This window comes from Herbivorax alkaliphila (genome assembly GCF_030848475.1).
Classification (GTDB): Bacteria; Bacillota; Clostridia; order Acetivibrionales; family Acetivibrionaceae; genus Herbivorax.
The window spans coordinates 40,222-53,997 of the sequence record NZ_JAVDDS010000028.1; the positions used below are offsets into that span (position 1 = coordinate 40,222).

The following is a 13,776-nucleotide window of genomic DNA, read 5'->3' on the forward strand; positions in this document are numbered from 1 at the left end:
ATGAAAAAGAAATATTTTTTAAAAAACAAAAAAAGATTTGTTTGTTTTATTGCTTTTGTGTTAGTATCTATATTCACTATAATCTCAATGACCAATACTTATGGATACAAAAATGATAGTTATGAAATTATTAAGGTAAACAGTGGAGATACTTTGTGGGAAATTGCAATCCAGTATAATGAAAGAGGTGATATAAGAGAATACATACATAGGCTAATGGAAATAAACAATTTAGATAACAGTGAAATTAGAGAGGGAACTGAGCTTAAAGTTATTATTGAGTAGCTCTTCACATATTCTTGCGACTTTAGTCATAGAGCAGCCATGACATGCTTTTAACTAAATAACTCTTTTAAATACAGCTATATTCTGATAAAATAATTTATGCAAAATATTATTTTATCGGTTGGAGAATATATATATATGACTGGATGGCTTGTTGTAAATCATTTTATTAAAAGTGATAAGTTTTTAGAAATATTTGAATGGCTTCAAAATGCAACAAAGAAAAAAAATATTAATTTAATAAAAAAAACAAATGTTGAATTAATGTGTGGTTTATATGAAAATTATGATAGTTATGATTGCTCCTATAGACCAGATTTTATTTTATTTTGGGATAAAGATATAAGACTTGCAAGGTTTCTTGAGGAAAAAGGATTTAGGCTTTTTAATTCAGCTTCAGCCATTGAAATGTGTGATGATAAATCACTGACATATATTAATTTACTTAAAAGTGGAATAAAAATGCCCCAAACCATTATAGGACCTAAAATTTTCAGAAGTATTGATTATAAAAATGAGGAGTTTATTGACAGGATAATAAAAAAGTTAGGCTTTCCCCTTATAGTAAAAGAGTGTTTTGGCTCTTTTGGGCTACAAGTTTATATGGCAGAGAATAAAGATAAACTAATAAATTTACTTAAAATTTTAGATACAAAACCAATTCTTTTTCAGAAATTTATAAATTCAAGCACAGGAAGAGATATTAGAATACATATTGTTGGTGGAAAAATGGTAGCGGCAATGTATAGGTTTAATGAAAATGATTTTAGAGCCAATATAACAAATGGCGGAAAAATGAAAAAATATATTCCTGATAATGCTCAGGTTGAACTTGCAGTTAAAGTGTGCAATAATCTTAAACTTGATTTTGCAGGAGTTGATATTTTAATCGGCGAGAAAAATGAACCTATCTTATGTGAAGTCAATTCAAATGCACACTTTAAAAATATATTTGATTGTACAGGTATTAATGTGGCAGAACACATTATAAAGCATATTGAAGAAAAAATAAGTTGGAATTAAATAATTTAAAGGAAATGTAGGAAAAAATAATGGAAGCTTGGTTAGTATATGATAAGTGTAGAATGGAACGAAATATAAACTATATTAATATATACTTTGAAGAATGCAAAAAAAGAAATGTAAGACTTAAATTAATGTTAGTTGAAGACATTGAATTTGGAATAGTAGATAATAAATGTACTCTTTTTTATAAAAACAAGAGGTGCAGTATGCCTCAATTTGTTATTGTTAGAACTATTAACCCTCTTTTAACCAAGCATTTTGAGCTTATGGGAGTGCCTGTTTTTAATGATAGTTTTGTAAGTTCTATATGCAATGACAAACAGAAAACTTATCAGTATGTTTCTAATACAAATATTGAAATTATGGATACAAGCTTCGCCTATAAAGGCTGTTGTAATTCTATAAAATACCCATCTATTATAAAATCCTCTTTTGGCTGTGGTGGAAAAAATGTTTTTATGGTTAAAAATCAAAATGAATTTGAAAAAGCTATAAAATCATTTCCTGAAAATAATATTATAATCCAAAAACCAGCTAGTGATTTAGGAAAAGATTTAAGAGTTTATGTACTTGGAGACAAAATAATTGCCTCTATTTTAAGAGTTTCAAATTCTGATTTTAGAAGCAATTACAGCTTAGGAGGCTCTGTAAGAGTTTATAATTTAGGACAGAAAGAAAAAAGCATTATATATAAAATAATTGAAATGTTTGATTTTGGATTGGTTGGCATAGATTTTGTTTTTGATAAAGGCAAGATAGTTTTTAATGAAATTGAGGATGTTGTAGGTGCAAGAATGTTGTATTCAATAACTGATATAAACATTGTATCCTTGTATTTAGATTTTATCCTTTCTAAAATTTAAAATTTTTTTTAAAAAGCTCTTGACTAATTCCTGAATTTACACTAAAATTGGGTGTAAAGTGTTTTACTTTACAGGTGAATATAAAATTATGGATAATATTTATGAAATGGCAATGCTCTTAGATTTTTATGGGCAGATGCTTACTAAAAGACAATTTGAAATAATGGATCTTCATTTTAACAGTGATTACTCTTTAGGAGAAATTGCACAACAGCTCAATATAAGCAGGCAGGGTGTATATGATAATGTAAAAAGGTGCAAGGCATTATTAAATGAAATGGAGAAAAAACTTGGCCTTTTGAATAGATTTGCAATACAAAAAGACAAAGAAGAAAAAATATTGACATACTTGAAAAATATAAACAAAAGTAATATGAGCGAAGAAGATATTTCTATTCTAAAAATAGTAGAAGAAGAAATTAGCAAGATAATTGAAAGTTAAGGATATCAAAGATGAGGTGTCTTAAATTATGGTTTTTGAAGGATTGTCCAATAAACTTCAAGAAACAATGAAGAAGTTTAAAGGAAAAGGAAGAGTTACTGAAAAAGATGTAAAACAAATGATGCGAGAGATTAAACTTGCACTTTTAGAGGCAGATGTTAACTTTAAAGTGGTAAAGGACTTTATTGGAAAGGTATCTGAAAGATCAGTTGGGCAAGATGTTTTAGAAAGTTTAACTCCTGGTCAACAGGTTATTAAAATTGTACATGAAGAAATGATTAACCTTATGGGCTCAAGTCAGAGCAAGGTAACTTTTTCTTCAAAACCCCCAACTGTTTATATGATGGTGGGACTTCAGGGTTCTGGTAAAACCACTACTACAGGAAAACTTTCTAGCCTTTTGAGAAAGCAAGGCAAAAAACCTCTTTTAGCAGCCTGTGATATATACAGGCCGGCAGCTATAAAGCAGCTTGAAGTTGTTGGAGGTCAGCTTGATATTGATGTATTTTCAATGGGAGACAAAAAAAATCCTGTTGATATAGCAAAGGCAGCTATTGACCATGCTAATGCAAATCAGCATGATTTAGTTATAATAGATACTGCCGGAAGGCTTCATATCAATGAAGAATTGATGGATGAGCTTCACAATATAAAACAAGCAGTTAAACCTCAGGAAATTTTACTTGTTGTGGATTCAATGACTGGTCAGGATGCTGTAAATGTAGCAGAAACCTTTAATGAGAGATTAGGGGTTGACGGCATAATCCTTACAAAATTAGATGGTGATACAAGAGGTGGTGCTGCTTTATCTGTAAAGGCAGTTACAGGAAAGCCTATAAAGTATATGGGGTTAGGTGAGAAACTAAGTGAAATAGAACCATTTTTCCCTGACAGGATGGCATCTAGAATTCTTGGAATGGGAGATGTTTTAAGTCTTATTGAAAAGGCTCAGGATGCATTTGATGATAAAAAAGCTCTTGAAATGGAAAAAAAGATGCGTACACAGCAATTTACACTGGATGACTTTTTGGATCAAATGCAGCAAATAAAAAAAATGGGGCCTTTAAATCAAATTTTAGGAATGGTTCCAGGTCTCAATGCAAAGGCATTAAAAAATGTTGATTTTGATGAAAAGAAAATGGTTCATATTGAAGCAATGATACAGTCAATGACAAAAAAAGAAAGAACCGATCCATCCATTATTAATGGAAGCAGAAGAAAGAGAATTGCTAAGGGAAGTGGTACTACAGTTCAACAGGTTAACAGACTGTTAAAAGATTTTGAAGGTATGAAAAAAATGTTCAAGTCAATGTCTGACATGAATAAAGGTGGTAAACATGGCAAAAAGGGATTGGGTAAATTCCGAATGCCATTCAAATAACAAATAAGTATCGGGAGGTGAAAAAAAATGGCAGTTAAGATAAGATTAAAGAGAATGGGTGCAAAAAGAAATCCTTTTTATAGAGTTGTTGTTGCTGATTCAAGATCCCCAAGAGATGGAAGATTTATTGAAGAAATAGGAACTTACAATCCTATGGTTGATCCAGTTGATGTCAAAATTGATGCTGAAAAAGCTCAAAAATGGATTAAAAATGGAGCACAGCCTACAGATAAGGTAAAATCTCTATTGAAAAATGTTAAAGAGGCTTAATAAATAAAAGGGTAAAAAAACACGGGAGGCAGGAATAATGAAGGAACTTCTCGAAGCAGTTGCTAAGGCTTTAGTAGATTACCCAGAAGATGTATCCGTTAATGAGGTAGAAGGAGAAAAGTCCATTATACTTGAATTAAAGGTAGCAAAAGATGATATGGGTAAAGTTATAGGCAAGCAAGGTAGAATAGCAAAAGCAATCAGAACAGTTATAAAAGCAGCAGCTGTAAAAGAAAACAAAAGAGTATCTGTAGAAATATTACAATAGAGTTCGGGTTTTTTAAATTCTGATAACTTGATTTGATATTAAAAGATTGCTTTTATAAAAGATGTGGACAAGTAACTTTTCTTGTCCACATCTTTATATAAAAGTAACAATCTATCATATAATGCTAGTAAAAAAATCTACTTGCAATTAATATGTTATCAGAAGAAAGTGAACTCGCTTGGCTAAACCTAAACATCAAGGCTTCGGGTGGAGTCTTAACATAAGATTAAATTTCTAAGAAAATTAGTACTTTAAAATGAATACATTTTATGGCGGTGTTTTATTATTATGATAAAATTTATGGAAATAGGAAAGATCATTAATACACGTGGTATAAGAGGAGAGCTTAAAATTATTCCCTTAACTGACAATCCAAAGAGATTTGACAAATTACAGTGGGTCTATATTTCTTCGAATATATCAGAGAATATGGAAAAATATTATATTGAGCATGTAAAATATCATAAAAACTTTGTATATTTAAAATTTAAAGAAATCGATAATTTAAATGATGCCGAAAAGTTTAAAGATTTATATATAATAATTGACAGAAAGGATTCTGTAAATCTTCCAGAAGGTTCATATTTTATGTGTGATTTGATTGGCATGAATGTGATTGATCAATCAGAAAAAGTTCTTGGAAAATTAAAGGATGTTTTAAAAACTGGAAGTAATGATGTTTATATTGTAAAGGATGAAGACGAAAATGAAATATTGATACCTGCATTAAAGTCAGTTGTTAAAAATATTTCAATTGAAAAAAATAAAATAGTCGTAAGTTTACCCCAAGGATTGATTGAAGATGAAATTTGATATTTTAACTCTTTTTCCAGATATTTTTGATTGTGTAATGAAAGAGAGTATAATTGGAAAAGCACAACAAAAGAATGTACTTGAAATCAACGCTATAAACATACGGGACTTTTCTAAAAACAAACATAAAAAAGCAGATGACTACCCTTACGGAGGTGGAGGTGGCATGGTAATGATGGCTCAGCCTATTTACGATGCCTATTTATCTATTATTAAAAATCTTAAATACAAACCAAAATTAATTTATTTAAGCCCTCAGGGAAAAGTTTTAAATCAAAAAAAAGTAATGGACTTGTCAAAAGAAAATCATCTCATTCTTCTTTGTGGACATTATGAAGGAATTGATGAGAGAATAATTGAAGAAATTGTAGATGAAGAAATATCTATAGGCGATTACGTATTAACTGGAGGAGAGATTCCAGCAATGACCCTTATAGATTCAGTCAGCAGACTAGTTCCAGGTGTATTGCCACATGAAACTGCATATCAAAATGAATCTCATTATGATGGTTTACTTGAACATCCACAGTATACAAGGCCTTATGAATTCAAAGGCAGGAAAGTACCTGATATTTTGCTTTCAGGTCATCATAAAAATATAGAAGAGTGGCGAAAAAAAGAGTCTTTAAAGAGAACCTTAGAAAAAAGACCTGACCTCATTCAAAAAAATAGAGAAGATAGTAAAAAAATATAATTCTTTATATTAGTTAAAATCTACTAATATAAAGAAAGTATTTTTAATAAAAAAACATATTATGTAAGGGAGAAGTGGAAATTATGAAAAAATTATTAAGTTTGTTGGTTTGTTTTTGTTTAATGGCAGGGTTTGTACCAATTAGTTTTGTGCATGCCCAAGACCCTCCAGTAGTTCCTACATCAGGTGCATACCAAACCAATACATACCGTAACCTTTTTGCTGAATTAGGTAAAAGCCAAGCTGAAATTGATGCTAAAATTGAAGAGGCTTTTGAACAATTATTTTATGGCGATGATGATAATGAAAGAGTTTTTTATCCTGTAGGAGATGATAAGGCATATATCTTAGATGTGGGTAATAATGATATCAGAAGTGAAGGTATGTCCTATGGAATGATGATTTGCGTTCAAATGGATAAACAAGAAGAGTTTGACATGCTATGGAAGTGGACAAAAGAACATATGAAACACTCTAGCGGTCAGTATGATGGATATTTTGCATGGAGAGTTAGTACGACAGGTGATATAATGGATGACACACCCGCTCCTGATGGTGAAGTGTATTTTGCAATGTCATTGTTTTTTGCTTCCCATCGCTGGGGAGATGGAACAGGTACTTTCAACTATAACGCTGAAGCACAAGCTATTTTAGATGCAATGCTACATCAAGAGGATGATGGTCAAGGGGTAAACATGTTTAACAAAGAACACAAGCAAATTGTGTTTTGCCCTATAGGAACTGCCGCTGAATTTACAGACCCCTCATATCATATGCCAGCTTTTTATGAATTGTGGGCTCTTTGGGCAGACAATAATAATTCTTTTTGGAGTGAAGCTGCAAGTGTCAGCAGAGATTTTTTCCAAAAAGCAACACACCCTACAACAGGACTAGCACCAGATTATTCAGAATTTGATGGAACTCCAAGCACTTACGGTGGAGGAGATCATGCAGATTTTAGATTTGATGCATGGCGTGTAGCTTCGAACATTGCATTAGATTATGCTTGGTGGGCAAAAGATCCTTGGCAAAATACTTTTGCAGACAGAATACAGGATTTCTTTTATAATGAAGGTATTGGCGAGTATGGAAACCAGTATACTTTAGATGGACAAAAACTTGGAGATGATTATTCCCCTGGTTTAGTTGCTATGAACGCAGTATCTGGTCTAGCATCAACAACAACTAAAACATGGGACTTTGTTGACGCTCTATGGGATGTTGAAATACCAACTGGGCAATGGAGATATTATGATGGAACGCTTTATATGCTTGGATTGTTACACTGTAGTGGTAATTTTAGAATTTGGAAACCAGATGGCTCAGATGAGCCAACAGAGCCAGAAGTTTTGTTAGGTGATATTAATGGAGATGGTATTATAGACTCGTCAGATTATGCCGCACTAACAAGGCACATACTTGAAATTTCACATCTTACAGGAAAGGGTCTTGAGGCTGCAGATATAAATCAAGATGGCGTGATTGATTCATCAGACTGTGTACTTCTTAGCAGAATGGTACTTGAAATCATATAACCATCAAAGAGGAGTTGTTATCAAACATGATGACAACTCCTCAATTGTTTAAAGCAACTTTAAACATTGAGTCAAAATTCATATATTAGAACTCAAGGATTGATATTAACTGCTGCTAATACTACATGGGATAAAAATAATAAGATTGATAAAATTTATAAGAATAATATTGAAAAAATTAATCAAATTAGTAGACATTACAGGAAAAAATCTGATAAAATATGGAGTATACTAAATAAAAAATTAATTAATGATTATGAGTGAGAAGGTTAAAATATAATGGGTATTCACGAACCTATGTTCGTAGATACCATGTATAAAAAGAAGTAACTGCGAACATAGGTTCGTAGTTAGAGAAGTTATAGGACATATTCGGTTTCTAGAAAGGGGAGATTTTATGTTTTTGGGTACAGTAGTATTATATTTGGATAAAGGCTATAAATTAAACATAGAAAATAACTCAATTTATGATAGATGTGATGAATACTGCATTTTTGTTAAATCAAAGAAGTTTTCTGATCGCATGAGATATGTTTTTGAAATTAGGTTTGTAAAAGAGAAAGAAGATGCGCTAAAATTAGCTTCCCAATTATATAGAGACTTAAGGAATTTTCTTATATCTAAGGATATTCCTATTTATTACAATAATAAAGGATTCGGTTCGTATGTCAACGAAATGAGTTATTATCCAGCTATAACTACCGATTATGGCAAAAAGAATATACATTGCCTATCACGAGATTTAATTGGAAAGTGCTTTGATGACGAGGTTATAGGATATAATGTATACCAGCTTATAACACCTATAGATGATTTTAGATTTATTACTCATGAAGTAAATATAGAATTGGGACAAGAGTTCAATAAAGATGTTGTTGAAGAATGTGCTCCAAAATCAGATAAAGAATTATTAGCATTGGAAATTTATAATCTTAGCAACTCTAATCTTGATATTAGAGTTGCGTTTGTCTTAGCAATTACATCTATTGAAGTTCTTGTTGGAGAAGTAGTATATAAACCGGATAAGTATCGACAACTCATTAAGCAGATAAATAAGAAAGTTTTAAAGAAGAATTACATAATAGATCTAATTTCAGAACAAAGTAATGAGGCTGAAGAGGTGATTGAATACGTAAAGAATTCTGTCGGCATGTTGGGAAAGCTTTCGGTGTTAGAAAAATGTAAATCACTAGTGAAAGAAAATTTTGATGATAGTGATTTCTACAATGGAGAGACGGCATTACAGTTTTTTGAAGAATGCTATGAATTGAGAAGTAAATTCATTCATGCTGGGAACTATGACTATAAAAGAATATATGACAGAAAATTAGCTTTAAGGAAAGTGTGCAAAAAGCTATTGAGTCTTGCTTGAGGGGTCATACGTCCTATAACCATATATCTGAGTAAAGGGCATTCTTACGGGTCGTACTGCCCGCAGATTCCCGTCTAAGATAGGAGCTATCTAAGACGGAAATCCACCTCAGATACAATACGATATATGAAATTTTTCTCCCCTTTTTATTTAAACCACAGGAAGGGCTTGCGTTAGATTTCATTTAGATAGTTTACTAGTTTACAATTTATACATAATAAAAATGTGGTAGATTTAGGAGGTCAGTATGTCAGTAATTGATAAATTTATTGAAAGATACACTAAAGAATATGACTTTTTTCAGGAAGCTGCGCGGATTTGTGCGCAACAATGTGAAACAGGCTTACAGAGAATTGGTATTAGAGCAATTGTAACTCATAGAGCAAAAAGACCAGATAGATTATATTATAAATTAAAGAAACGTAATGATGAGAAAAAGTACAGAAGAGTAGAAGATATATATACCGATATTATTGATCTCGCAGGTATTAGAATTGCAATCTATTTTCCAGGTGATTGTGAAGAAGTAAATAAATTTATTGAAGAAAATTTTGAGGTTAAGAAAAAGAAATTATTTCCTGAACAATCAAAACAATCTAATCAACCTTATAATAAAAGATTTTCTGGTTATTGGGCAAAGCACTATAGAATCTGTTTAAAAGATGATACTTTAAACGAATCAAATAAAAGGTATAGAGAAGCAGTTATAGAAATCCAGGTTGCATCGGTTTTAATGCATGCATGGGCTGAAGTTGAACATGATCTAATATATAAACCATTAAGTGGGAACTTATCAGATGAAGAGTATGCAATTTTAGATGAACTTAACGGACTAGTACTCTCAGGGGAAATTGCTTTGGAACGATTACAGAAAGCTGTTAAAGCAAGAGTGGGAGAGCAAGGTGAAAGGTTTAACAACCATTTTGAATTAGCAGCTTATTTGTATGATTCGATGAAACAGCTTTTTAAGAAGAACATGGAACCAACCATGGGAAGAGCAGATGTACTTTATAGATTTTTACAGATAATTAATATGGATAGACCAGAATGCATAGAACAATATTTGGAAAATTTAGATCCTGATACTGAGAAAAGACCAGTAACAGAGCAGATTGTTGACCGGATTTTAGCTGGGGATTCAAACCTTTATAATAAATATAACCAAGCTAGACATGAAGTTGGATTATTGAATCCATATAGTGTTAAGACAGATAATACATACAGTATGAGTCGAAATCATACAGCTTTAGGTTACTTTCTTACAAGGTGGGTAATTTTTGAATCTACAATTAGACACATTGTAAAGGAAATTAGACCTGATTTTAAGGGGTCACGTCTTATGTTTTCCCAGCGTGACTTAGTAGAACTAAAGATATTTGATGATACAACAATCTTTGAGATAGACTCAATACGTAGGTTGCGAAATTATGCTGTTCATGGTATAGAAATTCCCGAAAGCTCTGTTCTTTATAGAGCAGGAGAGTATCTAGAAACATGCTTAAGAAATCTTGCCCTTAATAGCGATCCAAATATTAAGTTGATTATTGAGGAAGCACTGAACAAACTGAATTCATAAATCTAAAGTAATTAAAGTGCAATTAACTGCACAAATAAAATGAAATTTAAAATCTATTAAAAAGGTAGGGGAGGAAAACATCATATATCAACGCATTGCAGGCTACGCTTCGCTTCGTCCCAAACCTTTTCGCCAAGTGCGAGCACTAGGGCTCAAAGGCTTCTGCAATGCAAACCGATATATGAAACCAAGTGTTTAAAAGATTGCCGTTGGAGCAATTCTTTTAAATACTTAAGCTAAGAGAATAAATAAGCATAGGTGTTTTTTAGGCAAAGGGGGATAACCTTGAATTGTTATATTCAAAATAATGATATAATTGGATTGAGAAAAACAAAAGTTGAAGACTTAGAATATGTATTAAAGACAGAATCAAATTTAGATAATAAACCATATGTTGGACAGTGGACTTGTTCGGAACATAAAGATGCATTGAATGATGACGATATTTTACATATAATTGTTGAGGATTATCAGAGAAAAAAGGAAGTTGGATATTTAATTATTGCTGGACTTAGAAATCCAAATAAAGCTTTAGAATTAAAAAGAATAGCAATAGAAGAAAAAGGAAGAGGGTTTGGCAAAGAGACTTTGTATTTAATAAAGAAGCTTGCTTTTGAAAAATATGATTTTAATAGACTTTGGCTTGATGTAAGATTAAATAATGAGAGGGCTCAGAAAATATATAAATTGTCTGGGTTTAAAGAAGAAGGTATTTTAAGGGAAGTTGTCTATTCCAATGGAAAATATGAATCAATTAAAATAATGTCTATTATAAAGTCAGAGTATTGATTTATAAATAGGATGTTGGTGTACAGTTGTTGAATATTATTTTAGAATAACTATAATTTTTTGAGGGTATGCCGTTGAAGACACTTGGAATCATATATCAATGTGTCTTCACAAGGGTGCAGTAAGTAAATTCATGTAGTATTTCACGGCAGATTGAACATGTAGAATGTCAAGCACCACATGTCCTCAGCAAGATAGGAGCTATCTAAGCTTCGGACACGTTGTAGACACTCAACGATATATGAAAGCTGGATGTAATAACCGTGCCATCCATGGCACGGATTTCTAGGGTTTTGCTTTGAAGGGTTTTTAGAGAGGGGGGCAATATGAGAACAGTATTTGCTTTTTTTCATCAAGCAGATAGAAATAATATTGTAGAATGTCTTAATACTATATGTACAAATAACCAAAACATACAGTGGGTATATCTTAAAAAAGGTGATGTAGTCTTATATATTGAATTTGATGATAAGAAGTACTTAATGAATGATTTATATAATGAAGAAGAACAAGAAACTCAACTATTACTTTCACTCTTACAAGAAAGAGAGTTAGACTTAATTTTACAAATAGATATTTCTGGAAGACACTCTGGCACTGAAGAAGTAATAATCTTGTTAAAGGCATTGTTATCAAAATTTGACGGTGTTGCTATTGATGATTATACATCCCATGCATGGACTCTTGATGAGATAGCAAATGGATATTTATTTAAAAATCATTTATTTTTTGATTATGACGGATGGTATAAAGAGAATACGCAAGGAGATATTTAAGGTGCCACGTCCGTGTGGCTCTGGCTTCGCGGGACACCCAGCCTTCATATATCCATATATCTGAGTAAAGGGCATTCTCAAGGGTCATCCTGCCCTCAGTTTTTCGCCTAAGATAGGAGCTATCTAAGGCGAAAAGCCGCCGCAGATACAAAACGTTGTACGAAATCAGACGATTGCCGTGCATCCATGCACGGGTTTTAAATATTGTCTTTGGAGTTTATTAAGATTTGAGGTGATGAGCAGTTTGCGAGTAGTAACATGGAATTGCAATGGTGCATTTAGAAAAAAGTACAGTGCTGTTAAAAATTTAAATGCTGATATATTTATTATTCAAGAATGCGAGAACCCAGAAACAGTAAATGATGAAGGTTATAGTAAGTTTGCGAGCAATTATTTATGGGTTGGACACAAAAACAAAGGATTGGGTGTGTTTGCAAAAGATAGAATAAATTTAAAGAATTGTGAATGGGAGTCGTATGGATTAGAATGGTTTATTTCATGTACCATTAATGACAATTTAAACCTAATTGGTACATGGGGATGTGGAAACTATATAGAAGATATATATGTGTATTTAAAGATACATTTCAAAAAAATGGAGGCAATGAAAAATCTATTGATATGTGGAGATTTTAACAGTAATAGTTGTTGGGATAAAAATCATAAGATTAGAACACATTCAGCAGTAGTAAAAGATTTAGAAAGTTTAAATTTGCACAGTTGTTATCATTGTAAAGAAGATGAGTTTCAAGGTATGGAATCAAAACCTACTTTTTATTTATATAAAAGAGAAGATAGATCATATCATATTGACTATTGTTTTTATGATAAAGATAAAATTAATGATGTGTCGATTGGAAAATATGAAGATTGGATATCTCTTAGTGACCATATGCCTGTTAACATAGGAATTGATATATGATATGATATTTTTAAGGAGGGCACATCCGTGTGCCCCTCTGAGACTAGGGTCATCTGACTTCGTACAACAATATAGTTCTGGCAATTCCACCCGCAAAGGGCAGTCGCCCTAAGCGGCTGAAACAGCAGAACTACAAGACGTTATGTGAAATGCTAGCTTAAGGAGGCGTATTCTATGATAGCAAGAAGAGAAAAAATAAAAAAAATTTTAAATAACAAGTCTGGAGAGCGAGCAATATTTGAAATTTATCAGATATTAAGTCCAGTATTTTATACTAATCCTAATAATTTATCTCGTTATGAGAAGAATATAGTCTTTATTGAGGAATTAGAAAATGAAGTTAACAATGGTGGATTTAATCAATTTTTCTTTAATACAGCTGGCGATTATACTTTTGAAATACTAAAAGCATTAAATGAAATTGGGTCTTTAAAATTTTCAGGAATTTTAGAGAAAGCAATTGATGTATTTCCGGCTAGAGATATTCCCGAAGAAATGGAATTAAGAAGAGAAGTATTAGAACAAATTGAAGAAAAAGCTAATCCAATTTGGAATGAACTTGATATGGAATTTTATAAATATGAAGAAGATATTCATAAGCTAATGGTCGATTATATAATAGAAAATATTAGGTAGATTGCTTAATTTGAAAGCCAGCTAGCACATCACATAACAGCAAGGTTTACGGCTCCGCTACGCTTCACCCAAATTTCTGAAACTAAGCCAAGTCTGGCTAAGTTTCAGAAACTTCGTAAACCTGCGGG

At 31.8% G+C, this 13,776-nt stretch carries 17 protein-coding genes; all 17 read left to right on the top strand.

Translation table 11 applies throughout. From position 1 onward, the window contains the following. The 17 genes from yneA (at position 1) to RBH29_RS11380 (ending at position 13,648) form a co-directional block, all read left to right on the top strand. Positions 1 to 285, top strand: coding sequence for a cell division suppressor protein YneA (gene yneA / locus RBH29_RS11300; RefSeq protein WP_306696932.1), 285 nt, complete (start codon positions 1 to 3; stop codon positions 283 to 285). A gap of 99 nt (positions 286 to 384) precedes the next feature. Further along, positions 385 to 1,308: an ATP-grasp domain-containing protein gene (locus RBH29_RS11305; protein WP_306696933.1), complete on the top strand. Its 924-nt coding sequence runs from the start codon at positions 385 to 387 to the stop codon at positions 1,306 to 1,308. A gap of 29 nt (positions 1,309 to 1,337) precedes the next feature. Continuing rightward, positions 1,338 to 2,174: an ATP-grasp domain-containing protein gene (locus tag RBH29_RS11310; RefSeq protein WP_306696934.1), complete on the top strand. Its 837-nt coding sequence runs from the start codon at positions 1,338 to 1,340 to the stop codon at positions 2,172 to 2,174. Positions 2,175 to 2,262: 88 nt separating this feature from the next. Next, positions 2,263 to 2,616 carry a YlxM family DNA-binding protein gene (gene ylxM / locus RBH29_RS11315; RefSeq protein ID WP_306696935.1) on the top strand — a complete coding sequence of 118 codons (354 nt, stop codon included), beginning with the start codon at positions 2,263 to 2,265 and terminating at the stop codon, positions 2,614 to 2,616. A 28-nt stretch (positions 2,617 to 2,644) separates the two neighbouring features. Continuing rightward, positions 2,645 to 3,997 (top strand): signal recognition particle protein, encoded by a 1,353-nt coding sequence (gene ffh / locus RBH29_RS11320; protein WP_306696936.1) that lies wholly within the window; start codon positions 2,645 to 2,647, stop codon positions 3,995 to 3,997. Between the two features lie 27 nt (positions 3,998 to 4,024). Beyond that, positions 4,025 to 4,267 carry a 30S ribosomal protein S16 gene (gene rpsP, locus RBH29_RS11325; protein ID WP_306696937.1) on the top strand — a complete coding sequence of 81 codons (243 nt, stop codon included), beginning with the start codon at positions 4,025 to 4,027 and terminating at the stop codon, positions 4,265 to 4,267. Positions 4,268 to 4,304: 37 nt separating this feature from the next. Next, complete coding sequence (locus RBH29_RS11330; protein ID WP_306696938.1) at positions 4,305 to 4,535, top strand: KH domain-containing protein; 231 nt, start codon at positions 4,305 to 4,307, stop codon at positions 4,533 to 4,535. Positions 4,536 to 4,835: 300 nt separating this feature from the next. Beyond that, a complete protein-coding gene (gene rimM, locus RBH29_RS11335; protein WP_459076776.1) occupies positions 4,836 to 5,348 on the top strand; it encodes a ribosome maturation factor RimM in 513 nt (170 codons plus the stop codon). Beyond that, on the top strand, positions 5,338 to 6,042 hold the full coding sequence (gene trmD / locus RBH29_RS11340) for a tRNA (guanosine(37)-N1)-methyltransferase TrmD (protein ID WP_306696940.1): 705 nt from the start codon (positions 5,338 to 5,340) through the stop codon (positions 6,040 to 6,042). The genes rimM and trmD overlap by 11 nt, the downstream gene beginning before the upstream one ends. Before the next feature lie 83 nt (positions 6,043 to 6,125). Further along, on the top strand, positions 6,126 to 7,577 hold the full coding sequence (locus RBH29_RS11345; protein ID WP_306696941.1) for a glycosyl hydrolase family 8: 1,452 nt from the start codon (positions 6,126 to 6,128) through the stop codon (positions 7,575 to 7,577). 66 nt (positions 7,578 to 7,643) lie between these two features. Next, on the top strand, positions 7,644 to 7,841 hold the full coding sequence (locus RBH29_RS11350; RefSeq protein WP_306696942.1) for a hypothetical protein: 198 nt from the start codon (positions 7,644 to 7,646) through the stop codon (positions 7,839 to 7,841). 133 nt (positions 7,842 to 7,974) lie between these two features. Beyond that, a complete protein-coding gene (locus RBH29_RS11355) occupies positions 7,975 to 8,949 on the top strand; it encodes a hypothetical protein (RefSeq protein WP_306696943.1) in 975 nt (324 codons plus the stop codon). A 247-nt stretch (positions 8,950 to 9,196) separates the two neighbouring features. Continuing rightward, positions 9,197 to 10,525: a RelA/SpoT domain-containing protein gene (locus tag RBH29_RS11360; RefSeq protein ID WP_306696944.1), complete on the top strand. Its 1,329-nt coding sequence runs from the start codon at positions 9,197 to 9,199 to the stop codon at positions 10,523 to 10,525. 285 nt (positions 10,526 to 10,810) lie between these two features. Next, on the top strand, positions 10,811 to 11,314 hold the full coding sequence (locus RBH29_RS11365; protein WP_306696945.1) for a GNAT family N-acetyltransferase: 504 nt from the start codon (positions 10,811 to 10,813) through the stop codon (positions 11,312 to 11,314). 326 nt (positions 11,315 to 11,640) lie between these two features. Next, entirely contained in the window at positions 11,641 to 12,090 is a 450-nt protein-coding gene (locus tag RBH29_RS11370; protein ID WP_306696946.1) for a hypothetical protein, read from the top strand. Between the two features lie 244 nt (positions 12,091 to 12,334). Continuing rightward, a complete protein-coding gene (locus RBH29_RS11375) occupies positions 12,335 to 13,012 on the top strand; it encodes an endonuclease/exonuclease/phosphatase family protein (RefSeq protein ID WP_306696947.1) in 678 nt (225 codons plus the stop codon). 174 nt (positions 13,013 to 13,186) lie between these two features. Beyond that, positions 13,187 to 13,648 carry a DMP19 family protein gene (locus RBH29_RS11380; protein ID WP_306696948.1) on the top strand — a complete coding sequence of 154 codons (462 nt, stop codon included), beginning with the start codon at positions 13,187 to 13,189 and terminating at the stop codon, positions 13,646 to 13,648. Positions 13,649 to 13,776 lie beyond the last annotated feature (128 nt).

What these genes read in the sequence shown, in the direction of transcription:
- RBH29_RS11355 (WP_306696943.1), top strand. Translation starts at nt 7,975, where the DNA reads ATGTTTTTGGGTACAGTAGTATTATATTTGGATAAAGGCTATAAATTA.
- RBH29_RS11360 (WP_306696944.1), top strand. Translation starts at nt 9,197, where the DNA reads ATGTCAGTAATTGATAAATTTATTGAAAGATACACTAAAGAATATGAC.
- rimM (WP_459076776.1), top strand. Translation starts at nt 4,836, where the DNA reads ATGGAAATAGGAAAGATCATTAATACACGTGGTATAAGAGGAGAGCTT.
- trmD (WP_306696940.1), top strand. Translation starts at nt 5,338, where the DNA reads ATGAAATTTGATATTTTAACTCTTTTTCCAGATATTTTTGATTGTGTA.
- RBH29_RS11330 (WP_306696938.1), top strand. Translation starts at nt 4,305, where the DNA reads ATGAAGGAACTTCTCGAAGCAGTTGCTAAGGCTTTAGTAGATTACCCA.
- ylxM (WP_306696935.1), top strand. Translation starts at nt 2,263, where the DNA reads ATGGATAATATTTATGAAATGGCAATGCTCTTAGATTTTTATGGGCAG.
- RBH29_RS11310 (WP_306696934.1), top strand. Translation starts at nt 1,338, where the DNA reads ATGGAAGCTTGGTTAGTATATGATAAGTGTAGAATGGAACGAAATATA.
- RBH29_RS11380 (WP_306696948.1), top strand. Translation starts at nt 13,187, where the DNA reads ATGATAGCAAGAAGAGAAAAAATAAAAAAAATTTTAAATAACAAGTCT.
- yneA (WP_306696932.1), top strand. Translation starts at nt 1, where the DNA reads ATGAAAAAGAAATATTTTTTAAAAAACAAAAAAAGATTTGTTTGTTTT.
- RBH29_RS11370 (WP_306696946.1), top strand. Translation starts at nt 11,641, where the DNA reads ATGAGAACAGTATTTGCTTTTTTTCATCAAGCAGATAGAAATAATATT.
- RBH29_RS11305 (WP_306696933.1), top strand. Translation starts at nt 385, where the DNA reads ATGCAAAATATTATTTTATCGGTTGGAGAATATATATATATGACTGGA.
- RBH29_RS11345 (WP_306696941.1), top strand. Translation starts at nt 6,126, where the DNA reads ATGAAAAAATTATTAAGTTTGTTGGTTTGTTTTTGTTTAATGGCAGGG.
- ffh (WP_306696936.1), top strand. Translation starts at nt 2,645, where the DNA reads ATGGTTTTTGAAGGATTGTCCAATAAACTTCAAGAAACAATGAAGAAG.
- rpsP (WP_306696937.1), top strand. Translation starts at nt 4,025, where the DNA reads ATGGCAGTTAAGATAAGATTAAAGAGAATGGGTGCAAAAAGAAATCCT.